Source organism: Nocardioides pakistanensis, from assembly GCF_054781215.1.
Genome location: NZ_BAAGUV010000012.1, coordinates 196,115 through 217,662 on the forward strand (window position 1 = coordinate 196,115; position 21,548 = coordinate 217,662).

Annotated in this window: 30 protein-coding genes; 2 read left to right on the plus strand and 28 right to left on the minus strand. The window is 70.4% G+C overall.

Annotated features, from left to right (window positions below):
* Positions 1–143: 143 nt before the first annotated feature.
* Positions 144–590 (plus strand): helix-turn-helix domain-containing protein, encoded by a 447-nt coding sequence (locus tag ACYVIH_RS05505; protein WP_460866880.1) that lies wholly within the window; start codon positions 144–146, stop codon positions 588–590.
* A gap of 51 nt (positions 591–641) precedes the next feature.
* Here the strand turns inward: ACYVIH_RS05505 and ACYVIH_RS05510 are convergent, their stop codons facing one another.
* The 6 genes from ACYVIH_RS05510 to ACYVIH_RS05535 all read right to left on the minus strand — a co-directional run bounded on the left by ACYVIH_RS05510 (position 642) and on the right by ACYVIH_RS05535 (position 2,929).
* Positions 642–794, minus strand: coding sequence for a hypothetical protein (locus tag ACYVIH_RS05510; RefSeq protein ID WP_460866883.1), 153 nt, complete (start codon positions 792–794; stop codon positions 642–644).
* Between the two features lie 32 nt (positions 795–826).
* The gene (locus tag ACYVIH_RS05515) at positions 827–1,072 is read right to left on the minus strand and encodes a hypothetical protein (protein ID WP_460866884.1); all 246 of its coding nucleotides are present in this window, start codon (positions 1,070–1,072) and stop codon (positions 827–829) included.
* 54 nt (positions 1,073–1,126) lie between these two features.
* Positions 1,127–1,501 carry a hypothetical protein gene (locus ACYVIH_RS05520; protein WP_460866887.1) on the minus strand — a complete coding sequence of 125 codons (375 nt, stop codon included), beginning with the start codon at positions 1,499–1,501 and terminating at the stop codon, positions 1,127–1,129.
* Positions 1,502–1,545: 44 nt separating this feature from the next.
* Positions 1,546–1,758, minus strand: a complete 213-nt coding sequence (locus tag ACYVIH_RS05525; RefSeq protein WP_460866889.1) for a hypothetical protein — start codon at positions 1,756–1,758, stop codon at positions 1,546–1,548.
* A 1-nt stretch (position 1,759) separates the two neighbouring features.
* Positions 1,760–2,080, minus strand: a complete 321-nt coding sequence (locus tag ACYVIH_RS05530) for a hypothetical protein (RefSeq protein WP_460866891.1) — start codon at positions 2,078–2,080, stop codon at positions 1,760–1,762.
* Positions 2,081–2,215: 135 nt separating this feature from the next.
* Positions 2,216–2,929: a hypothetical protein gene (locus tag ACYVIH_RS05535; RefSeq protein WP_460866894.1), complete on the minus strand. Its 714-nt coding sequence runs from the start codon at positions 2,927–2,929 to the stop codon at positions 2,216–2,218.
* 361 nt (positions 2,930–3,290) lie between these two features.
* On the opposite strand from ACYVIH_RS05535, the gene ACYVIH_RS05540 reads away from it, so the two are divergent.
* Positions 3,291–3,695, plus strand: coding sequence for a DUF3846 domain-containing protein (locus ACYVIH_RS05540; RefSeq protein WP_460866896.1), 405 nt, complete (start codon positions 3,291–3,293; stop codon positions 3,693–3,695).
* Positions 3,696–3,732: 37 nt separating this feature from the next.
* Here the strand turns inward: ACYVIH_RS05540 and ACYVIH_RS05545 are convergent, their stop codons facing one another.
* The 22 genes from ACYVIH_RS05545 to ACYVIH_RS05650 all read right to left on the minus strand — a co-directional run bounded on the left by ACYVIH_RS05545 (position 3,733) and on the right by ACYVIH_RS05650 (position 21,532).
* Positions 3,733–4,080, minus strand: a complete 348-nt coding sequence (locus ACYVIH_RS05545) for a hypothetical protein (protein ID WP_460866898.1) — start codon at positions 4,078–4,080, stop codon at positions 3,733–3,735.
* Positions 4,077–4,463, minus strand: coding sequence for a hypothetical protein (locus tag ACYVIH_RS05550; protein WP_460866900.1), 387 nt, complete (start codon positions 4,461–4,463; stop codon positions 4,077–4,079). The genes ACYVIH_RS05545 and ACYVIH_RS05550 overlap by 4 nt, the downstream gene beginning before the upstream one ends.
* A 53-nt stretch (positions 4,464–4,516) precedes the next feature.
* Positions 4,517–4,816 (minus strand): hypothetical protein, encoded by a 300-nt coding sequence (locus tag ACYVIH_RS05555; protein ID WP_460866903.1) that lies wholly within the window; start codon positions 4,814–4,816, stop codon positions 4,517–4,519.
* 223 nt (positions 4,817–5,039) lie between these two features.
* Positions 5,040–5,525 (minus strand): hypothetical protein, encoded by a 486-nt coding sequence (locus ACYVIH_RS05560; RefSeq protein ID WP_460866905.1) that lies wholly within the window; start codon positions 5,523–5,525, stop codon positions 5,040–5,042.
* Between the two features lie 164 nt (positions 5,526–5,689).
* Positions 5,690–7,675: a RecB family exonuclease gene (locus tag ACYVIH_RS05565; protein ID WP_460866908.1), complete on the minus strand. Its 1,986-nt coding sequence runs from the start codon at positions 7,673–7,675 to the stop codon at positions 5,690–5,692.
* Positions 7,672–8,046: a hypothetical protein gene (locus ACYVIH_RS05570; protein ID WP_460866910.1), complete on the minus strand. Its 375-nt coding sequence runs from the start codon at positions 8,044–8,046 to the stop codon at positions 7,672–7,674. The genes ACYVIH_RS05565 and ACYVIH_RS05570 overlap by 4 nt, the downstream gene beginning before the upstream one ends.
* Complete coding sequence (locus ACYVIH_RS05575) at positions 8,043–8,354, minus strand: hypothetical protein (protein ID WP_460866912.1); 312 nt, start codon at positions 8,352–8,354, stop codon at positions 8,043–8,045. Before ACYVIH_RS05575 ends, ACYVIH_RS05570 begins: the two co-directional genes overlap by 4 nt.
* Positions 8,355–8,437: 83 nt before the next feature.
* Complete coding sequence (locus tag ACYVIH_RS05580) at positions 8,438–9,760, minus strand: nuclease-related domain-containing protein (protein ID WP_460866915.1); 1,323 nt, start codon at positions 9,758–9,760, stop codon at positions 8,438–8,440.
* Positions 9,760–10,098 carry a hypothetical protein gene (locus ACYVIH_RS05585; protein ID WP_460866918.1) on the minus strand — a complete coding sequence of 113 codons (339 nt, stop codon included), beginning with the start codon at positions 10,096–10,098 and terminating at the stop codon, positions 9,760–9,762. The genes ACYVIH_RS05580 and ACYVIH_RS05585 overlap by 1 nt, the downstream gene beginning before the upstream one ends.
* Positions 10,099–10,164: 66 nt before the next feature.
* Positions 10,165–10,704, minus strand: coding sequence for a DUF805 domain-containing protein (locus ACYVIH_RS05590; RefSeq protein WP_460866920.1), 540 nt, complete (start codon positions 10,702–10,704; stop codon positions 10,165–10,167).
* Between the two features lie 69 nt (positions 10,705–10,773).
* Positions 10,774–10,974, minus strand: coding sequence for a hypothetical protein (locus ACYVIH_RS05595; protein ID WP_460866922.1), 201 nt, complete (start codon positions 10,972–10,974; stop codon positions 10,774–10,776).
* On the minus strand, positions 10,974–11,108 hold the full coding sequence (locus tag ACYVIH_RS05600; RefSeq protein WP_460866924.1) for a hypothetical protein: 135 nt from the start codon (positions 11,106–11,108) through the stop codon (positions 10,974–10,976). The genes ACYVIH_RS05595 and ACYVIH_RS05600 overlap by 1 nt, the downstream gene beginning before the upstream one ends.
* Positions 11,109–11,140: 32 nt before the next feature.
* Positions 11,141–11,425: a hypothetical protein gene (locus tag ACYVIH_RS05605; RefSeq protein WP_460866926.1), complete on the minus strand. Its 285-nt coding sequence runs from the start codon at positions 11,423–11,425 to the stop codon at positions 11,141–11,143.
* A gap of 136 nt (positions 11,426–11,561) precedes the next feature.
* Positions 11,562–12,257 carry a hypothetical protein gene (locus tag ACYVIH_RS05610; protein ID WP_460866929.1) on the minus strand — a complete coding sequence of 232 codons (696 nt, stop codon included), beginning with the start codon at positions 12,255–12,257 and terminating at the stop codon, positions 11,562–11,564.
* 46 nt (positions 12,258–12,303) lie between these two features.
* Entirely contained in the window at positions 12,304–12,459 is a 156-nt protein-coding gene (locus ACYVIH_RS05615; protein WP_460866931.1) for a hypothetical protein, read from the minus strand.
* A 68-nt stretch (positions 12,460–12,527) separates the two neighbouring features.
* On the minus strand, positions 12,528–13,373 hold the full coding sequence (locus ACYVIH_RS05620; RefSeq protein ID WP_460866933.1) for an alpha/beta fold hydrolase: 846 nt from the start codon (positions 13,371–13,373) through the stop codon (positions 12,528–12,530).
* A gap of 91 nt (positions 13,374–13,464) precedes the next feature.
* Positions 13,465–14,799: a PA14 domain-containing protein gene (locus ACYVIH_RS05625; protein WP_460866935.1), complete on the minus strand. Its 1,335-nt coding sequence runs from the start codon at positions 14,797–14,799 to the stop codon at positions 13,465–13,467.
* Positions 14,796–14,939: a hypothetical protein gene (locus tag ACYVIH_RS05630; RefSeq protein WP_460866937.1), complete on the minus strand. Its 144-nt coding sequence runs from the start codon at positions 14,937–14,939 to the stop codon at positions 14,796–14,798. Before ACYVIH_RS05630 ends, ACYVIH_RS05625 begins: the two co-directional genes overlap by 4 nt.
* 3 nt (positions 14,940–14,942) lie before the next feature.
* Positions 14,943–15,725 carry a hypothetical protein gene (locus tag ACYVIH_RS05635; RefSeq protein WP_460866940.1) on the minus strand — a complete coding sequence of 261 codons (783 nt, stop codon included), beginning with the start codon at positions 15,723–15,725 and terminating at the stop codon, positions 14,943–14,945.
* Positions 15,726–16,113: 388 nt separating this feature from the next.
* The gene (locus tag ACYVIH_RS05640; protein ID WP_460866942.1) at positions 16,114–18,732 is read right to left on the minus strand and encodes a DEAD/DEAH box helicase; all 2,619 of its coding nucleotides are present in this window, start codon (positions 18,730–18,732) and stop codon (positions 16,114–16,116) included.
* Complete coding sequence (locus ACYVIH_RS05645; protein ID WP_460866944.1) at positions 18,729–19,466, minus strand: hypothetical protein; 738 nt, start codon at positions 19,464–19,466, stop codon at positions 18,729–18,731. Before ACYVIH_RS05645 ends, ACYVIH_RS05640 begins: the two co-directional genes overlap by 4 nt.
* Positions 19,463–21,532, minus strand: a complete 2,070-nt coding sequence (locus ACYVIH_RS05650; protein WP_460866946.1) for a site-specific DNA-methyltransferase — start codon at positions 21,530–21,532, stop codon at positions 19,463–19,465. The genes ACYVIH_RS05645 and ACYVIH_RS05650 overlap by 4 nt, the downstream gene beginning before the upstream one ends.
* Between the last annotated feature and the right edge of the window lie 16 nt (positions 21,533–21,548).

The following is a 21,548-nucleotide window of genomic DNA, read 5'->3' on the forward strand; positions in this document are numbered from 1 at the left end:
GACCCGCCCGGATCGGCGGTCGGGGCTCCTATGCCGACGGCCCGCCGACCGGCGGGCGAGACCTCCAGGGAGACTGCGCGCTGGGCTGCTGCTCGGTACGGTGAGGCGACACCACCAGGCAGCAGCGACACCGAGGAGCACCCGTGCAGCCAGACGCGACCGGCGAGGACCTGCGCCGCAGGCGGGAGGCGCTGCGGATCAGCCAGCGTGGCATCGGTGAACGGGCCGGTCTCGACGCGGCCACGGTGCGGCGGGTCGAACGTGACGCCGGGTCGGTGCGCTCCAGCAGCGTCGGACTTTACCTGCGGGCGCTCGAAGATGCTGAGGCTGCGATGACGGGCCGGGTAGGCAGCCCGGCCACGAACCCGTCATCAGGGAAGCCTCAGGAGAAGCCGCCGGTCTCGATCACCGTCTCCGGCCCGGACGGGCTCAGTGTCACCGTGTCCGGTGCGATCGAGCACCTCGACGTTCTGGGCCGACTCCGCGATGCGACTCCTGGGGGTGCTGCGCGAGACCGGGAACGGGACCGGCGAGGCTGGCCCGGATCCCGAGGGTCCGGCGGCTCCGGCGGCGGCCGACTGACGCGATGACCCGCCCCTCGACGGGCTCACCGGCAGGACGGGGCAGGCTGTGGGAGGGCCCTAGGTCCGGGTGGGGCCCACCGCGGGGTGGCCGGTGGCCTTCATGTGCTCGATCTTGGCCACGCCGACGATGACGAACGTGGCCACGCCGAGTGCTGCTCCGAGCGCGACCACGAACGGCAGCAGGGCGGTGAAGGCGGCGGTGAGTGACAAGGCGGTGCCTCTCCGGGGGCGTGGGTAGGGGGTCAGCGGTGGATGGACAGCGTCCGGAACTGCTCCGGCTGTGCGGCGCGGACCTGAGCCCGTTCCAGCAGGTGCCGTTCCCGGCGGGAGAGCGGATGGGCAGCGGTGGACGGGTAGTGGTCGGTCTGGACGCCGCCGAAGAGGCGGCCGACCTGGCCGTGTCCGACACGGCGGGCGCGGCGTACGGCGGCGGCACGGGCAACCAGGGACGCTGTGGCGCCAGCGGCTGCGGCGGTGAGGAACTTCATCGGTCCTTCTCTCGGGATGGTGTGGTTCGCCGCTGGGGTGCGCGGCAGGTGGCGCTACTCGGCCAGGCTGTAGTCGGTGACCGTCCCGGCGCCGTCGCAGGTACGGCAGGTGGTGGACTCCTCGGGGCCGCAGCCGTCGCCGTTGCAGTCCACGCAGGTGATCGTGCAGTCGGCCTCGACGCGGGCGACCCGGTCCCAGCCGTCGGCGTCGGTGATGGTCCCGGTGCCAGTGCAGCCGGGGCAGGTGCCGCGGGCCCCGTGGTAGTTGCTGTCCGTGCCCTGGCAGATCGGGCAGCGGCCGGTGGCTTCGGCGACGGCGGCGTGTGGTCCGGTCAGGGACACTGCCGACTCGGGGTGCAGAGTCGGGGCGAACTGGCCTCCGGCGGGGGTTCCGGCCGGGGTGCGGGGGTGCTGGGTGGCGGTGCTCATGTCCGGTAGGTGCGCGGGGATGAGGGCGCCCGCTGGGGTCATGTTCATGCGCCGACCAGCCGCCATCGGTCACCGTGGAACAACTCCACGGTGAGTGAGCACGGTCCGCAGAAGACCGCGAACTGGCTGGTCGTCAGGTCGGCGAAGAGGACCGCCTGCGTCTGCGGTGTCAGGGTCGGGTCCGGGCACTCGGGGTTCGCGCACTCGACTGTGGGGTAGGGCCAGCGCAGATGCCCGGGCAGCGGCTGGTCGGGCACCTCAGCCACGTCGACCGGTGCGGCTGGCGGCGATCGTCCACGTGCCGAGCATGTCGAGGGCTCGCCTGTCGGAGTCGCGGCGGGTGCTGCGTCGCGCGTCGGCGACGTCGTCGAGAACCTCCTCGGCGAACGTGCTGGCGCCGGTGGCGAGGGCGCTCAGGGCGGGTCGGTGCACGGCGGCGAAGACTGCGGCGATGCTGGCGGCCGCGGCGTCGGAGATCTCCCGGTCGCCGTAGCGCAGGTCGGCCTCGGCGAACGCGGAGGCCGCGTCCATGATGGTGTCCCCGATCCGGATCGGGGTGCGGCTCTGATGGATGGTCACCTGGGAGGAGTGTGCGGCACTCCCGGCGGCGCTCCCCACTCGGCCTGGCCACCGGCGCCGTTCCCGGCGCAGGCATGCGAAGCGGGCGGCCCCGGGTGTGGGGACCGCCCGCGATCGAGTGCGACCTGGGTGGGTCTAGGGGCAGTCGACGAAGGTGTAGCCGGAGCCGTAGAAGGCGCCGTTGGGGTCGTGCTCGGGCAGGTACATCGCCATGCAGGCGCCTCGGGCGGTGTCGGCCAGCAGCACCCGCCCTGCGTCGACGCGTCGGTCACCGTCGGCGTCGGTGAAGGTGACCTGCATGCTGGCGGGCAGTTCCTTCGCTGCGGTCTGGCGGACCAGGGCCACGTCGGTGGGCTGCATCCGGTAGGTGCTGTGGTGCCGGTCGAACCACACCAAGGTGCGGTGGATCAGCGCCGCAGCGGACTGCACGGTCAACGGGCCTGCGACGACTCGCATGCAGTTGCCGGGGCGGACCTTGCCGGTGTCCAGGGTGAGGCAGGACTGGTTGCGCTGGCCGATCGTGAACGCGATCTGGCCGTCGTCGTCGCGGCCGTCGTGGTTGCGGTCGGTGAGGCTGCGCTTGACGACCGGTGCGCCGAGCCGGTCGGGGAGCCGCTTGATCGCAGCGACCCGGTCGACGCGGCCAGGGCGGCGCGCGAGTCTGGCGTAGGCCTGTCGGGCGACCTGGGCGGTGGTCGTCCCGGCGAACGAGACGGTGCGGTTCAACCGCACGGCGGTGGATCCGGCCTGCCCGACCTCCGCGGCCGGGGCGGGTGAGGCGGTCGCTCCCGATGCGACCAGGAGGGTGGTTGCCAGCGTCACGAGGACGCACTTGACCCATGCGTGCATGGTGGGACTTCCTTCGGGTTGTGCCGTGGCCGCAGCGGGCTCGGCGTCATCACGATGTCGCGGGCAGAGCCCGCCAGACGGTTCACCGGTCCGGTGCCGCCGTTGGTGCTGTCGTGGTGATGATCGGGTCGAAGCGCTGGGCCTCTGCTAGGTGTCGGTGCGGGTCCGCGTTGCTCGCCGTCTCATGCCTTACAGGTGCGCGGACGGAGCCGCTGCGCTCCCCGAAAAGGGCCTCTGTGCTGGGGTTTTACCGTCGCTCTGCCGCCTCCGACGGCCCTTGTTGAATGACATCGGTGTGGTCCTCCGGATGGCTGCGCCTGGCGCCGGGCGGTAGCCCCAGCGGGCCGGTAGGGTGCGACCTGTGACAGACAGCGGAGAGGTCAAGGTGCTTGTGATCGAGGCGGGCACGGACCGGGCGACGCTGCGAACGCTGCCTCCGTCGCTGGCGGCCTGGCAGAAGGTCGTCGGTGGCTACGTCGAGGACCTCGCGCTCGCCCCGGGCGTGGCGATGTACATGAACGAGGACGGCAAGCATCTGGGCCTGCCGGTCAACGGCGCCGCCACCCGCGTGGTGTACCTGGCCGCCCCAGGGCTGCACCAGGCCGACTACATCGTCGGCGACGTGGTGATCTTCGGGGTCGAGAGCGACCCGGCCGGGGGCGGGCTGCGCGAGGCAGACGTGCCGGAGGTGGCCGTCGACCTGTGCCGACGCGCGGGCGTGACGGTCCACGACGGGACCGTTCTCGGTCGCGGCGACGCCCGCTGAGGCCCACTGGGTGCCCTCGGGGCGTCGCCAGCGCCGGTCAGGTGAAGTCGCGGGGTGACAGTCCGTCGTGCTGTTCGGGCCAGGGCTGTTGCGTGGACCTCCACGCCGCGAAGCAGGCAACGCACACCGCGAGCCGACCGTCGGAGTCGGGGGTGAGCAGCCGTTCCAGGGTCGCTTCGTCGACGATGCGGGTCGGGATATCCCAGCCGCCGGTCAGTTCCCGGCAGCACAGGGACTCCCCCACGATGCCGCCGCCGGGCCGGAGGCCGTCGGTGCCGACGGCGCGGATGTGCCACGGCGACGTCGGTGTGGCCCAGACCTGCTCGCAGAAGGCGAAGCGTGGCGAGGACTGCGGCTCGGGGCGGCAGCGGCTACGGAACCTCACACCAGCCTCAGCATGTGGTGGTGGGTGCGGACCTGCTGATCGGCGTCGAAGAAGAGGCTGACCAGCACGTCGTCCCACGTCTCGGCCGGGTACTGCTCCACCAGGGCGCACACGTCGTAGGTGCGGTGCCGGAACAGGCTCAGCGCCGGGTGCCGCAGCCGGGCGGTCACGTGGGCGACCAGGGCGGGGCTGAACGGGTGGTCCGACATCGACCGGTACCGGGTCCTGATCCGGCCGCCGTCGTCGAAGTACAGGCCCATCACCGCGTCGGCCTGCTCCTCGGCCGAGAACGCTGCGAGGAACTGTTCGGCCTCGGCTTCGAGGTCGGCGTAGATCGCGGCGGCGCGGGAGCCCTGGCAGGAGGGACGCTTCTGGTCGGTCATGCCGGACAGGTGTGCGGCATCGGCGCGGACGTTCACCGTGCTTGGTGGCCGGGTCACACCGCGACGTGAACCGGGACGACCGGCGAACCGGCCGGGTCAGCGACGTCGGCGAGGAGGTCGGCCATGTCACCGGCGTCGGCGTACTCGCCGAACACGGCGGCGGTGGTCACCTCGACGGCGAACCGGACCGAGCCGTTGAACGGGATCGCGACGGTGTCGTTGTGGACCGCCTGGACGTGGACTCCCCGGTTGCGCAGGTAGGCGGCGAACTCGTCGGCGAGCGCGGCGGTCCAGCATGGCACGGCCATGAGCATCGCGGCCGGGTGCGGCTGCCTCGGAGCGGGGACGGTCATGTGGTGCCTGACGGTTGAAGTCGGCCCGGTGTTGCTGCCGGGTTCCCGAGAGATGGTGTTCACGCCCCTGAGGTGTGCGGCAGGCGAGCGGGGGTTCACCACGGCGGGCACCTTGTCGGTGTCCGGGGACGCGAAGCACCCCGCACCAGGTCTGAGGGGACAGGCTGGTGCGGGGTGCTTGTCGAGGCTTAGCGAAGCCGACGGGACGCCGGTGGGGCGAGCGTCAGGACGCCTCGGCCATCGCCGGGTCGACACCGAGGTCCTCGGCGTGGCGGAGGACGCGGACCTTGTTCGCGCCGTTGTTGATCTCCTCGACCTCGACCCAGACGAGGACGCGGTGGCCGATCATTTCGCGCATCTTCCGGGCCATCGCCAGCCCGATCGGGTTGTCGGTGCGCTCGGTGCGGACCTGCTCGCAGCCCTCCGGGACGCCCTCGCGGGCCCGGTCGGTGCCGGTGTTGAGCGTGATCACGCCGCGGGTGGAGGACTTCTCCTTCTTCACCGACACGACGGTGCCGGAGAAGATCTTGCAGTTCTCGATCTGGGTCAGGGCCTTGCCGATGGACCCCGACTCCGAGGCCATGATGGCGATGCTGACGGCGTTCTCGTGGACGGCGGCGTTGTAGGCGGCGCGGTCCTCGTAGGCGGTCACCGGACCGGCGGACATGACGGCGGCGGCGGTGATGTTGGTGCGGGTGGCGCTGTCCATGTGGACTCCTGGTTTCTCGGTGCGGCCGGTGGCGCGGCCACGCTTTCTGGGTGCCGACGTGCGGGGTGCGCGGCGGCGGTTACTCCTGTGCGGGATCGGGCGGGGAGCGTTGGAACCGGAGGGGCGGGGTGTCTCGGGTCAGCCCGCCCCTCCGGGGTCTGAGGTCAGCCCGCGTTGGCCTGACGGACCGACAGGGTGTGCCACGGGGTGGCGGACAGGTCGGCGTCGTAGAGGCGCAGCGCGGCCGAGGCGATCGACTTGACGTGCTTGGTCGTCAGGTCGACCCACTGGTCCCAGTCGGCCTGGCTGCCACCCCACGGGAGCGGGTTGGCGTCGATCACGGTGCGCAGCGCACCGCGCAGGCGGGTGTTGGCCGCGTCCTGGTAGGACTCGACGCCGGTGACGCCCTGCTGGGCGGTGGCGACGATGTGGGCGAAGGTCGTGGCCAGCGCGTCGATGTTGGCCTTGCTGATGCCGACACCGGCCTTGTGGAGTTCCTCGTAGGCGAGGGTGACGGTGCCGAACACGGCGGTGGCCGCGTAGGAGGCGGGGTTGAGCCGACCGTTGACGGTCTCGTCCCACGGCTTGCCCTCGCTGAGCAGGTTGCTCATGGTGTTCTTCTCCGTTCCCGCCGTGCTCGGCGGAGTGGTTGATGTCTCGTCTGTCATGTGTGCGGCACCTGGATCTGCGCTCCCCGGAGCGGGTTCGCCGATGGGGGAATCCGGGACCGGAGCCCCGCCGTCCGGGTCCGGCTCGGGCGGGAACGACTCGAAGTCGTCCGGCAGGTCGAACGCGGCGTCGGGATGGACGTCGTCGGGCAGGTCGAAGGTCTCCACGACCGGCTCGGGCACAGCGTCGGTACGCTCCCGTGCGGGCAGGACAGTGACCTCGGCGAAGTCGTCGATGGGCAGCGCGCAGGCAGGCTCACTGACCGGCACCGCCGGGTCGGGGTCCAGCAGGACCGGGTCGACCTGGACCTCGGGCTCCACCGGGACCTGCGCAGGAACCTGCACGGATGTCTCGGCCGCGGAACCGAAGTCGTCGTCGAGCACGATCCCCGGCACGGTGTCGTTCCCGTCGGCCGGGTCGGCGCCGAAGTCGTCGTCGGCTGCGGAACCGAAGTCGAAGTCGAAGTCGGGGACCGTGACCGCGACCTTCTTGGTGCCGCCGAGGTACGGCGAGATCACCGGGATGTCGAGCATCTGCCGCGTCGGTGCGCCCGGGCTGCCGTCGGGGCCGACGGTGCGGTCGACGTAGTCGTGTGCCCGTGCGACGGGGCAGACGTTGACCAGCGGGCACCAGCCGCACAACGGGCCGGGCTTGCACGGGAACGCCGCCTCGTCGAGGTACTTGTTCAGCAACTTCCACGACTTGGCGAACTTGTTGAGCGTCTCGCGCATCTTCTGCTTGCTCAGCGGGACGCTGCGCGACTTGCCCAGCCGTGTGTAGTACAGCGCCGCCTCGGCCGGGAGTTCGCCGCCGAAGTCGGGGTGGACCCGGATCACCTCTGAGTAGAGCCGCATCTGGTCGCCGTGATCGTCGCCGAACCGGGTGATGTTGGCGGGCATCTTCTTGCTCGACTTGTAGTCCACCACGCGGTAGCCGTCCGGGGTGATGTCGATGCGGTCGATGTAGCCGATGAACGGCACCCCGGCGATCTCGATGCCGTCGGCAGCGAACTCGCGGGAGAACACCGACACCTGGCGCGGGTCCTCGATGTCCCACAGGCCCTTGTAGGCGGCGTGGACCTCGGAGATCCACAGGCCGCGCTTGGCGAACGACTCCTCGTCCTTGCCGGGCCAGGCCTCCTTGGAGTGCGCGAGCAGGATGGACATCGCCTTGTCCTGGGTGCGCTCCTTGCCCTTCAGCGCGAACAGGTCCTCCATGACCGAGTGCGCCGACGTGCCCAGCGGGGCGGCGTCGAAGGGGTTCTCGTGTGAGGGCAATGCCTTCTCGAACGCCCACCGGGCCGGGTTGGAGTCGATCGACTTCGCGGTGGAGGCCGACAGGGACTTGCGTCGGATCAGGTTGATGATGTCGGAGTCGAGGATCACCAGTCGGTCGTTGTCCCAGGCGAACACCTCGGAGACCGGCTTCCCGGTCCGGGTGGTCAGGACACCTGAATGCCCGGTGGTCTCGCTGGTGGTCATGTTGTTCCTATGCCGCGAGAGGGCCCACCGGCGGCATAATCGGGGGCGGCGGCATGGCGCTGACGGGCCTGGTGCAGGGCCGCGTTGGTGGCGTCGATCCGCGTCTGGACCTCGACCGTGGTGTCCTCGGGGTAGGCGGTCACGTACCAGCCTTCGCCGAAGGTGCCGTCGGGCAGCCGGACGGTGGTGCGCCAGAACTTGCCACCGAACCCGAGGCAGCCGCCGAAGCGGTACTCGGAGCAGAACGAGGCGCCCTGGTGGTGCACGAAGTCGGCCCGTGCCCAGCCGTCGTCGCTGGCCCCAGCGTGCTCGACGAGGACCGTGTAGACCTCCTCAGCGGCCTCCCGGGTCAGCGGGTCCGTCAGGCTCACTGGTCGTCCTCGGCAAGCAGGTGGCGGAGGATGCGGACCTCGTCGGCAGTGCGGTCGATGAGGAACCCGGCACCGGAGAGCACCTGGGCGACCTCGTCGAGGCAGGCGCGGCGCTTCGAGCCGTCCGCGTCGGGGTGGTAGGCCACCGAGATGTTCCCGGGCTCGTAGGTCACCTGGGGGTGGCCCCACTTGCTCCACGAGAGCCGCCAGCCAGTGCTGTAGCGGTCATAGACCTTGCCGCGCGACAACTTCGACTTCGGAAGCGACATGCGCGTGCTCAGGAGCCGGTCGACGGACGCGCGGGACATGGTTGCCATGCCTCCCACGTGTGCGGCAGTCGCCGGATCCCTCCCCGGAGGGAGGTTGGGCCGCGTGGGCAGGGTGGGGTTGCTCAGCGGCGGGCCAGGCGAGCCAGCCCGCGGGCGGCACCGTAGAGGGCCGCTCCCGACCAGAACACCGCCGCTGCGGCCAGCGGCCACATGACGAAGTAGAGCGTGGCGAAGTGCGCCATCTGCTCGCTCGTGGCTGCCTCGGCGACCCCGGCGTCGAGCCAGGACGGCAACGTGAGGTCGCCCCACGGTGTCGGCACGCTCGGGAGGGTGTTCCAGTACGCCCACAGCGGGAACACGTAGGCGGCGAGCACCTCGGGCCAGGTGACCACGTTGAGGGTGACGGCGCGGCGGATCATGGCGCCGATCGACATCACCGTGGAGATCACCAGGGCGATGACCAGCCAGGCGACGGCGTTGAGGACGTCCCCACCGGAGACCCCGTCGGAGACGCTGATCAGCAGCCCGAACGTCATGACGACTAGCAGGAAGGCGTTGCGTTTCGTCGCCCCCGACGGCGCGAGGATCAGCGCCAGCCAGACCGGAGCCTGGTGCTGCGGTGCCCCTTCCGTCCGCGACGGCTGCTCGGCGCTCGACGGCTCCGGGGTTGGCGCCTGCTCGGGAGTCGGCGCCTGCTCCGAGACAGCACCTGTCGTCGGTGTGGGCGGCTGCTCGGTCATCGCGAAGCCGTCGGCCTCCAGATGCCGGACGGTCTCGGCGAAGCGGGCGGCCACGTCGCTGTCGGACAAGGTGGCCGACGGTGTCGGCGCGGTGACCGGGCGATAGGGGGCGGTGAACCCCTCGGCGACCAGGTCGCCGGTGCTCGGCAGGTCGGCCTCCTCCCCGAGCAGGAAGCGCAGGGTACGCAGCACGTCCTCGGCACGCAGCGGCTTGGGTCGGTGCGCCTGCGGCCAGTGGCGGGCCAGGTGGTCGGCCCGGGTGACGAAGGTGCCGCCGTTCCACAGCAGCCCGCCGGGGACGGTCAGGTCGCCGGACAGGGCGACGCCGGAGCCGATGAAGCCGAGGTCGACCCCGGGGGCCTCGTGGAGCGCGGTGGCCAGCACCTTGGCGCCCATGTCGGCCTGCACCGCGGGGTTCTGGGTGGTCTCGGACCGGCCGTGGAACGGGTGGGGGTCCTCGCCGACCTTCCAGGCGCCGTTGACCGGCGCCGACAGCACGCCGGAGGCGGCGGTGCCCTTCACCTCGACTACGGCCGAGCCGGTGGGGGTGATCAGGAGCAGGTCGATCTGCCGGGTGCGTCTGCCCGGCCCTCCCCCGCCGACGCGCAGGTCGACGAGCACGACACCGGCGAGACCGGCCAGCGCGGCCGCGGCCTCCCGCTCGGTGCGGTTCGGCCTGCTGGTGGGTGCCAGGAGGGTGATCATCACGCTGCCCCGACCAGCACGTACACGGCCCGGGTACTGGGTCCGTGCTCGGCCACGGGCCTGGTGAACTCGGCGGCTGCGGCCAGAAGCGCGGCGCGCCAGGTGGTGCGGTCCAGCGCACCGGCCAGGTCCTCGGTGGCCATCGCCCGGGCCGACGCCGCAGCCTCGGCCAGGCCTGCGGCCCTGCCTTTGGCCTGGTGCATCTCCGCAAGCCACTCGACGTAGGGCGTCAGGGCTAGCACGAGCGAGTCGGCGGTGTCGCCGCGCATGGTGCCGCCGTTGGCGTTCATCAGTGCGTGCTTCAGGTCGTCGAGGTCCGCGGGGGTCAGGATGCTCATGCGCGGCAGGTGTGCGGCACTGGGCCGCGGTCTCCCCGTGGGGCCACCCCTCCTCCGCGGGGGCGGCTACTGAGGCTGCTGAGGGAAGGAGCCGCCGGGGTACTGCTGGGGGTTCGCACCCTGTGAGGGCGGCGGGTAGTTCCCGTACTGCTGAGGCTGGCCATATCCGTACGGCTGGCCGTATGGCTGCTGACCGGACTGCTGGCCGGGCATGGCCTGCGGGTAGTAGCCGGGCATGGCCTGCGGGTACTTCGGCGAGGGGCCGTACTGGTTCGGGCCGGGGGTGGAGTCGGACAGGGTGAACACCAGCATCGCGATGCCCCCAGCGAGCGGGACGAAGGCGATCAGCATCCACCAGCCGGATCGGCCGGTGTCGTGGAGACGTCGGGCCGTGACGGCCAGGTTCGGCAGGATCAAGGCGAGCAGGGCAAGTGTGCCGAATAGGCCGGTCTCCGGGCTGACCCCGAGCATCGCGTCGACCATGCTGCCCGCGAAGACCGCAGCGACATGGAAGAGGGCGAACCACCAATACTCAGACCGGCGTGCCCGGCCGGAGAAGGTGGCGTACTGGCGGAGCGCTGACGCGACCGCGTCGGTGAAGGACATGGTTCCCCCTGGGTTGTGCTGGTGGTGTCACCTCAGCGTGGCATGGTTCCCGCCCGCGTTGGGCCGGTTTTACTCGGCTCGGCAGGGGCTGGGAGCAGATGCCCCGGTGCGCGAGACCGGCTGCGGGGAGTCGATGCCGGTCGCCAGTGCAAGGTCGACCTCGTAGTGCCTCGCGCATCCGGCGCACAGCGTGTGTCCGAACTCGTCACGCAGCACGGCCCGTCCGGTCGCGCAGCCCCAGCAGGCGGTGCTGCCGTCGGGGGCGGCCATCACTGCTCCTCGGCCGGAGGCACATGCGAGGTGCCGCTGCCGAGGCCCGCGCCGAGCATGGAGGTGACCACGAGCCCGGACACAAGGGTGACCAGGAAGCCGATGACGAAGAGTGTCACGCTGATGTTCTCCATGCCCGGCAAGTGTGCGGAGGTTGCGGGACGGCTCACCATTCGACGTTCCTGCGGAACGCCGGATGGGTGGCCGCGGCGGCCCGGGCTTGCACCCGACGGTAGACCTCGATCGCGTCCCGGATCGCCGCGAGGTCGGACTCGCGCATGGACAGGATCGCCCGGAGTTCGGGGTCGCTGGCCTGCTCGACCTCCTCGATGGTGCGGTACCCGCCGCGTCGCAGCAGGTTGAAGCACCGGGGCGTGAGCGCGAGGGCGGGTGAGGCCAGGCTCATCGCGTCGTGCTTCTCGGTCGCTGCGTTGAGGTAGACGACGCTCACTGGTCCTCCCCTGTCCCGGCGAGCACCCGCGCGAGCAGAGCAGCGGCCACGGTGACAGCCAGCAGCGTGATGGCAACGAGCACGGCGAAGTCCATGCCCTGCCACATGCGCAGGTCGCGGCCGGAGCAGTCCCGGCTCAGAACTCGGTGTCCTCCGGCTCCCACTCCTGCGCGGCCGGTGTAGCGGCTGCGGGTTCGGTGCCGGGCCGGTAGGGAGCCCCGTCGGGCTCGACCCAACGGGTGGTGATGGCCAGCCGGGACAGGAGACGCTCAGAGGCCTGGTCGCTGTCGCGCAGGCAGGTGCCGTCGACGGACTCGAAGATGCCGTCCTTGTCGGCCATCACGTGCTCCTCGGAGAACCTGAGCATCCCCGCCTTGTGCAGGGTGGCGATCGCGTCGGCGACGTCCTCGTCGAAGTGCCTGCGCAGGAGCCGCTTCGGGCCGTTGACGTGGTCGGTGACCCTCGTGGCGGTCCCGCCGGTGGCGGTGCCGACCCGGGCGATGGTCAGACGGCGGTCGATCTCGAAGGAGTCCAGATCCTCGGTGTCCAGGACCCGCACACAGTCGGGGCAGTGCGGCTTGGACCGGTTCACCTTCCACAACCGCGGGACCGTGTTGATGCCGCACAGCGAGATCGGTGAGCGCTCATGGACGACGTGGCGGTGCGCAGCGGACTCGTCGTGATCGGCAGGCAGCACCGTCGACCAGACGAACCCGGCGGGCAGGTGGCCGAAGATGTCGGCAGACCGCTCACTGGATGCAATCGCGCGGATCCCGCGGCTCCGGGAGCGCTGCTCTCGTCCGGTGAAGGTCGGGAAGTCGTCGCTGGTCATGGCCTGGCAGTGTGCGGCGTGGCCGCGGCTGCTCCCCGCGGGGTGCTCAGCGCAGCATCAGGTCGCGCTTGGTCTGCCAGACGATCTCCTCGGCCGGGCCCGGTGGCCCCAGTACGACGCGCAGCGCGGTGGCCGCGGTCCAGGTCAGCAGGGTGAGCACGGCGGAGAGCCCACGCAGGGGCAGGGTGAGCAGGCGAGACATGGACGAGGGCACCGGTCGGTCAGGCGTGGCTGGGGATGTCCGGTCACATGCGTAGGCGCCGGTGCGGGTCAGGCGGCCGCGGCCAGGTGAGACCCCGGGGTGGCAGCGCTGGTGGTGGCGCTGGTGGCCGGTGCCGTCCAGAGTCGGCTCGTGACGTGCTCGGCGAAGCGGTGCGGCTCGGTGAGCAGCCAGGAGTGACGGCCCGGGACAGTCTCGACGCGGATGCCGCGCAGCAGGTTGTGCGGGATCGCGCCGGGCGTCACCACGGCGTCGCGTTCAGCGAACGCGACGGCGGTGCGGACTCCGGTACGGGAGAGCAGGTACAGGTCGTGCAGGAGGTCGGCTCGCCAGGCGGCCACGGCGGACCCGAGGAAGGCGGCCGGGTGCCGTCGGATGTTCGGTACGAGGTCAGCCACCGCGCGCGGTGTCCACCGGTGCAGTCCGTCGAGGGTGAGCCCGCCGAGCATCCGGTGCACCGGCACGGCACCGGTTCCGGCGCCGCCGACGGGGCTGATCGCGGTGATCGAGGAGACCATTCCGGGCCGCAGCGTGCCCAGCCGCAGCGCGATCCCTCCGCCGAAGGAGTGGCCGATCACGTCGACATGGTCGAGCCCGAGCGCGTCGAGCGCCCCGGCCAGGTGGGCGGCGATCCCGGCGACGCCCTGCTGCCGCAGCGGAAGCGGTGCGGATCGGCCGAAGCCCGGTAGGGACAGAGCGAGCACCTCGCGTCCGGTGCGGGCGGCGAGCGCCCTCAGCCCCGGCAGGTAGGAGCGTGGCGACAGCCCCCAGCCGTGCAGGAACACCCACGGGTCCCGCTCGGGTGCGGCGGGCGTCTCGACCCGGGCCACCTCGACGCGGCGACCGTCGACGAAGACGCTCGACCAGGAATGTGTGACTTGCACCACGGTGTCCATGACGCAAAGGTGTGCGGCGGCCCGGCCAACCGCTCCCCGCCGGACGCCGACTGGTGCGTGCCCAGGGTTGGGGCCAGGGTTGTGGCGAGGGTCAGGGGACCAGTGTCCAGTACGGGCCATCCAAGGTCGCGGTCCCGGTGTTCTCGTACCAGCGGGTGATCACCGTGTGCGGTCCTGCGGACACCGCCGCGTCGGCCGTGTAGGTCGTGCCGGACTGGTCACGCCAAGCGTCGACGAGCAGAGTGTTGTCGAGGTAGACGCGCACCCCGTCGTCGGAGGTCACCCGGAACCGGTAGGTCCCGGCAGCGAAGTCGGCCCGCTCGCGGCGCTCGACCGAGAACCGGTCCGGCTCGACCGCCGTGGCCGGGGGTGACCCGGTGGCCCACAAGCCCGCCTTGCTCTCCTCGCAGCGGACGACGGCGGGATCGCCGAGCAGGGTCATGTCCGCGAAGTACGACGCCTGGAACTGCCCCGTCGGGCAGGCCACGGTGGCCCCGGCGAAGGTGAACGTGGCGGTGACCCAGTCCTGGGCGGTCGCGGTGGCGAGGTCCGGGGCGGTGCCCTTCTGCAACTCCACCAGTGGGTTGCCCTCGCCGCGGCCGGGCTCGCCGACCAGCAGGTAGGCGCCGCGAGCGCCGAACGAGCCGTCGGTGGCGCCGAACACGGCCCGGGACGCGCCGATCCGGTACATCGCGGTGTCGAGCCCGTTGCTGAGCCGGTTCCCGCGCGGCTCGTCGCAGGTGAAGACCGCGACGGTGTGGTTGCCGGTGGCCGGGAGCGCGTTCAGGTCGGCGGCCATCCTGGCGGCCTCGGCCGGGTTGCCGTAGACGTCGTACTTGCGCTGCCAGGTGGCGGCCCGGGTGATCTTGTCCCACACGTAGACGTTGTAGGACCGGCCGCCGGACCAGACTGGGGTGCCCGCCGCGTTGCGGATCACGCACCCCACCCCTGCCGCTTGTGCCTGGAGCCCGGCGGCGGTGATGCTCAGCGTCGTCGGGGCGGTCACCTTGCTGCTCGTCGAGGCCGCGGTGATCGGGCTCAGCCAGTTGCCCGCCGCTGCCCGGACCAGGTAGTGCGCATCGCCGACGGCGGCCGGGGTGGTGTCGGTGAACTCGGTGGTGACCCGTCCCGTGACGGACCCGACGTGGGTGAACGGACCTGCCGCTGTGGTGCCGCGGAAGATCCGGTAGCCGGTCGCGTACGACGAGGCTGACGGCTGCCAGGCGACGGTGACTCCGGCAGGGGTGACGGCCTCGGGCCGGGCGTTGGTCGGGGGCAGCAACGTGTCGGTGTCGAGCCGTGGTCCCGGTAGCGGCGAGGCGTCGGTGAACAGCGCCTGCGACACCGGGGTGCCGAGGGTGGCCGTGCCCGAGGCGATCGCTGCCGCGGCCAGGACGGCGAGCGCTCGCAGGCTGGGTCGGGTCATCGGCTCTCCCCTGTCGGCAGGTCACGGCCGCGCAGCACGTAGGTGCGGGCGGCTTCGGCGCAGTCGACATGACCGCGGGTACGCAGAGCGGTCACCGCCAGTGAGGTGAGAGTGACCGTCATCAGGGCGAGGACCAGCACCGGCTACTGCTCCGCGGCGTCGGGTGCTGCGAACACGGCGAGGTGGCCGGTCAGGTCGGAGACCTGCTCTGCGGCCTCCCGGAGCAGCGCCGGGTCCACGTCTGCTGCGGGTCCCACGGCGGCCCGGCGGGGCCTGGTGTCGACGACCCGGGTCAGGGTCACCGCGTTGCCGGTGCGGGTGACCACGCCCAGCCAGGCGGCGCTGCGGCCGATCTCGGTGCGCAGGCTGCCCGCAGCAGTGAGCACCGCATCGGCGGTGACTCGGCTGACCGGCGCCGGGTTCTGGTCGGTGTACGGCGACTGGTGCGCCTGGGTGACCGGGGAACCGGCGTAGACGCGGCAGGTGGGTGCCGTGAAGGCCGACATCGAGTCCAGGGCCGCACGGGCAGCGTCAACGGACCCGAACACGGCGACCTGGCGCGCGATGACGTAGCGGCCGCGCTCGGTCAGCGAGGCGGCCACGTCGAAGGCCTGGACGTCGGCGGGCATCTCCCAGTCCTGGCCGGTGCCGCACGGCGGCAGGTTGCGGTTGGTGAACCAGGTGCGGCCCTGATGGGACCGGGTCCGCGGCTGCCACGCGGCGTCCGCAGTGCGCGAGTCCGTGGTGGCGATCGCGTCGCGGACCTCGGCGGGGACCTCGTGCAGCGCGGCCGGGTCGACCCGGCCGAGGATCACCTCCGCGGCCGGTGCGCCCTCGGCCGCGGCGTCGTAGGCGGACGGCGCAGGACCGGCGCAGCCGGTGGCGACGAGCGCGGTCAGGATCGTGGTGGGCACGAGCAGTTTCATGTCGGCCTCCTCCACCCGCGCTCCGACCGCCAGATGAATGGTGCGAGAGTCCGGGCACGCCGAGCAGACGCGACGAGGTCGAGTCCGGGCGTGGCCATGCCTGGTCCTATGCCATGGACCAGGGATCCGGCGGCAGACGTGAGTCGGGTGCCCCGCTCCGCACCACCAGAGCGAGGCACCCGACTGGGCCGTGGGCACCGCACCCACTGGCCGGACAGGGCCGTCGTGCCACCAAACCACCGGGCCCGTCGCCCTGGTAACGACTGCGGCGGGTGGAGTGTTGCTCGGTGGCGGCGTGGGGGCTGTCGACTCCGGTTGCGGTGCTACTGCTCGCAGGCGCCGGGCCGCAAACGGGTGGCACGGGAGTGCTACGGAGGTACGAGGTCCCTCAGTACAGCCCGCCGTGCTCGTCGAACAGCGCCTCGATGTCGCTCTTGGTGGAGCAGGCGTCGAGCCGGTCGGCGATGTCGTCGGCGGTCAGGTCTAGTGCGAGCAGGTTCTCGCCGACCTTGATGACGGCCACCACTCGGCGCACCTTGTCGGAGTGGTCGTGTGCCCAACGGGCCAGGCCTGCCCACTTCGGTCCGGTGTCGGCTGACTGGTGGCCGTGCGGGTCGACGATGTCGACGACCGTCTCCCCGTCGACGGTGTGGAAGAACATGAAGTCGGGGTAGAGCAGGCCCACCTTGTCTCCACCGTCGTAGGCCACGGCCAGTCCGTGCTTGGAGCGCGGCGGGTTGCGGTACCAGCCGACCAGCGACGGGTAGGACGACTCCTTCGCGAGCACGTCGATCTCCCACCCGGTCAGCACGGCGGGGAACTTGCCGGGGGTGACCTTGCCGTTGCCGTCCGGTGCGACGTAGAGGTGGTGGTCGTAGACCGGAACCATCTCCGTGGTGGCGTTCTCCCCGGTTCCGACGATCCTCTCCGTCGGCGCAGACACCGTCTCGGGGACCTCCAGGTCGACGGTCAGCGAGCCCGAGCGGGGGTTCCACACGGCCTCGAAGTCCAGGCGAGCCTGCTTGGGCAGCATGGTGACCTGGTTGGCGTACTGGGTCCGCCACGCGGCGATCTGGGACGAGGCGGCCGACTCGACCGCGGTCTTGAACGCCGCGGCCAGGTCCGGGGTGTTCACCAGCGCCGCCACCTGCGCCTTCGCCTCGTACGGGTCCAGGTCCGGGTCGGCGTCGCACAGGTCGTTCCAGTACCACTTGGCGACCGCGTCGGGCAGCGCGCGGACCGCGGCGTTGAACTGGGCGTCGACGTCGCCGGTCTTCGCGGCCACCGCCGTGGTGACGGGCTCGCCGGATTCGGTGCTGACGAAGGCTCCAGCGCGGTTGTCCCAGACCGTCTCGGCCATGTCGAGGGTGGTGACGTCCTCGACCGCCTTGGACAGGTCGGTGGCACGGACGGCGGCCTCGGTGCGGACCGCGCCGACGAGGCGGGCGCGTGCCTGCGAGGAGGCATCGGCCAGCAGTTCGTGGCCGCGCAGCAGCCGGGCCAGGTCGAGCAGTCGCACGGTCTCGGAGGCGTAGGGCTTCTTCACCCGGGCGGTCGACGGGAGCGCTCCGAGCAGGTTCCACACCTCCTCGGGCACCTCCTCCAGGTCCCGCTTCACGCAGTCGATCGGCTCGACGGTGATCTCGATGTCGTCCTCGGTCTCCTCGCTGAGCGCCTGGACGACCTTGGCGACCTGGGAGCGGTCGTAGTGCGGCAGGTAGAGCGCGACGGAGTTGAGCAGGTCGGTGTCCACGCCGGGCGTCTCGACCCGCTCGGCGAGCGGTGTGCGCACCATCCGGCCGATCAACTGGGCGATGTTGGTGTAGTCCTTGGCGCTGCGCAGCGACAGCATCACCTCGGCGCGGGGGCAGTCCCAGCCCGTGGTCAGGGCGTTCTTGAAGAACACGACCCGGGCGCGGGTGTCGGCGGCGATCCGGTCCGGGGCGACGTAGCGGACCTCCCGCTCCCCCGACGGCAGGTTCACCGTGAGCGTGGAGTGCTCCTGGAAGGCGTGCACGACCGCATCACCGGCGAGCACGTCCCACTCGGACTCCAGAGCGGCGACGTACGGTGCCAGGTCCTTGGGCGCGGTCCCCGGTGCCACCTGGATGACCAGCAGCGGCTCCACCCGCTGGGCGACCTCGCCAGTGGCGGCCACCGTGTCGTAGTGCTCGGCCCAGGCCGCGTCGGCCTTGCGCAGCGCTTCCACGGCCAGTCCCAGGAGCGTCTCGTGGGAGGGCTGGTTCTCGCCGGGGTGGCGGACGACGATCTTGTCCTTCAGCAACCCGGACTCGCGGACGTCCTCGACCGGGACGACGACGTCCTCCAGGGACCGGCCGGTGCGGTCCATCGCCTTGCGGAAGCGTTCCGGGGTCGCGGTGATGCCGAAGATCACCGGTGCGGCCGGGTGGGTGCCGGGCATGGTGGCGCCGTTGCGGTCCGGGTAGGTGCCGCCGTGGCTGAGCCTCTCGACGATGGTGGCGTCCTTCTTGCCCTCGGTGCCGCGGTGCGCCTCGTCGATGACGAGCAGGAAGTCCGAGCCGTACTCGGTGGCGGTGTTGGCGAACGTCTCCCACAGGCCGTACTCGCGCTGGTCCCGGCCCGGCCAAGCGACCGTCGACTTCACACCCAGTTGCTGGATGTGCACGAAGTGGATCCGGCCGCGGGTCAGCGTCTTCTCGTCGAACGACTCGTCGAGGAACACCAGGTCGCTCGGCGTGAGCCGCGCGGATGCGAGCAGCATCTTGTCGGATGTCTGACGGTTCAGCGCGGGGTCGTCGGTGACCCACAGGACCGCCAGGTCGCGGTTCGCCGGGGCATCGGCGTCACCGAGCAGCAGCCGCTCCAGGACTGCGGTCGCGATCACGGTCTTGCCCGCGCCGGTCGGTGCCGACAGACCGATCGCCTTCTTCTTGCCGCGGCGGTTGAACGCGTCCTGGGCGTCGCGGATCTCGGCGACAGCCGAGTCGACCGCGGTGGACTGGTACGGGGTGAGGGTGAAGGTCATGCGGCTCCTCCGGTCATCGCGGTGGCGACCACGCTCACCATGACATCGCGAGCGAACTTGGACAGCGTGTTTCCGGACTCGCGCACCTCGGGGGCGTCAGAGTCGCGCAGCGCTTCAAGGACGGCGTCGACGGTTGCCTCCGGCGAAGGCCAGGAACCGGCCCTCTCGCGCCCGGCAAGGGTGAGGCCGCGGATCTCGCAGTCGTACGTCTGATCGACAGCGATCAGGCGTCCGACTAGCGTCCCTGTGTCGATGAGGGCTCGAACCGCACGAATGGCTTCGGGACGGTCTAAGCCCATCTCCTCGCAGATGGTCCACATCTGGAGGGGAGGGTCGTTCTGCTCCAGCCACTCCGAGATGAAGCGCAGAACAGGGATGTCTCGCCTTTCGTAGCGTCCAACATCCACCATCAACGGCGCTTGGCTGCGAGTGTCTGTCTCCGACGAGTCGAGGCTCTGCCAAGCCTGCGCGAGCGACCTCATCTCACGAATGGCCTGGGCGGAGACACAACGGATGCTTCCGATGCCGAGGACCTTACCCTCTCCGTTTCGGTTGGTTGTCAGGTCGATCCAGCCCTCGCGGTCCATAGCGAGGAGGGTGCGGCGAACGCGGGCGTTGTACTCCTCGTCCCCGTCGAACAGAGAATGAACAGGCCAGGACACGGCCTCTGACTCGTCGAACAAGACCAGCAGTCGAGCGGACAGCCATCCCCACTGAGAAGGACCGTTGCTCACCGTGCCTCCACGTTGATCTCGAAGTTCCGCAGGTACGACTCGTACAACTGGACCGCCTGCACACCCCTGGGGAGCCGCCCCGAGACGTGCTCGTAGTGCGATGGGGAGTCCGTCACGACGAAGACATGCGTAGGGGGCTCATCCTTCCGGGCGCGGTCGGCTACCGTCTTCAGGAACGGCTCGGTGCCGTCCTCGGTGAACAGGACGCCGTACTCGGCGGTGAGGGCGTAGCCGTCCTCGTGCTCGGCGTCGATGCGGTCCCCACGTGCCCCGGCGCGGAGCCACAGAAGCGGGGCGATGGCTTTGTACTCCTTGGCGCGCTCGACCCGGGACTCGTCGAGGTACGTGAAGTCGAAGAACTCGACGTTCGCCTCCAGGCCTTCGCTGTACCTGGATCCGTCAGGGCGGGTGCCGGTGACTACGGTGGAGATCCGAGGCCGGGTGACGTACTCGAAGACGCCGCGGGCCTCCCACTCCGGGTCGCCCGGTGCGTAACCCTCCTTGGAGAGCCGCTTCGCGTCCTTGACGGCCAGTTCGTTGTTCGTGACGACGATCGACCGTCGGATGCCTCCATCCTCCGCGTTGAGACGCATAACGGCCTCGGCGGTGGTCCCCGAACCACCGAAGTAGTCGAGGACGACCGCATCCATCGGCGCGGCGATCCGGATCCAGCGCATCAGTACCTCATGGTCCTTGGGGAACGGAAAGCGCCCGTCGCCCAGGATCTTTTGGAGATGCCTACCGGAATGGGTCCGCTGCCTCTCGAACACGGACAGCGGCACCTGTCCCTGAGTTTCGGCCAACGGCTTCTTGAGCCTGGGCGGAATGGAGTGATCGTCACGGTAGATAATCCGCCCTTCTGCGACGTACCTCAGAAGTGTCGATTCTTCGACTCGCCAGCCATTGGCGGGCACAGCGCAAGGTTGTCCGGTCGCGGGATGGCTGAGGACGAGTCGGCACCGATTGGGTCTCGCCTCTGGAGCCGCCATGTCGGCGTCCGAGCAGAGCGTGCCGTCTGGAAGAAAGTAGACGTTGCGGGAGAGGGACTGAGCAGGAGAGTCCTTGGGCTGCTCCTTGAACCACGCGCGCATCATCTGTGTCGCCTGTACCTGATCTCCGTCCGTCTCAGCCCAAACCCTTGCCCCCTGAGCAAGCACTTCATGAACGCCCGGCTTTTCCTCCCGCCACCTGATCTCAGCGTCGCTCAACGAAGATTCGTCACGGGCGTAGATCAGCATGTAGTCCGCGCCGTTGGATACGTACCGTGAGTCGTTCTTGCGCCCGCCCTGCCAGACAATGTTGCTGAGGAAGTTCTGCGCGCCGAAGATCTGGTCCAGCAGCATCCGAAGATGGTGGTGCTCATCGTCGCCGATGGCCACGATGAGGACGCCGGTCTCCTTCAGGAGTTCCTTCGCGATGACGAGGCGACGCTCCATGAACGAGAGCCACTTGGAGGACGCATCACCCTTGGTCACGTCGACGTACTTGTCGTTGTAGATCCAGCCCTGGTTGCCGGTGTTGTACGGAGGGTCGATGTAGATGAGGTCGACCTTGGCCTGGTGGGTCATCTTCAGGGCCTGGAGGGCGTGGTGGTTCTCGCCGTTGATGACGACATGGAAGGGGTCGTCTGGCTTGCCACGCTGGATGCGGTCCACCGACGTCAGGCCGGGGTAGACCGGCTCGCCGAACTCGCGCACCACGACCAGGTCGGAGACGGGCCGGGGCTCGGGCAGCGTCTCGCCGTCGGCGGCGACCAGGAAGGCGAGCCGCTCTCCGGAATCGGCCCGGGTGACTCTGGCGACCCGCCATGTGACGTCCGTCTCGGACTTTGCGGCGGCCTGCTGGTTGCGCAGCGTGACCTTGACGCCCCGCTTGACCGGGTGGTTCGGCAGGCGCACCGACTCGGGCAGGTGGCGGTTGAAGACGAGCCCGAACTTGCGACCATCACGGAGCGAGGCGACCTCGCGGGAGATCACCGCCGCAAGGGACGGGTCGAGTTCCCGGACGCGGCGTACGGCGTCGTCGAGGACGTTCGTCGAGCGCGGCTGCTCGCCATCGTTGGGCATCTGCGAGTCCTTCTGC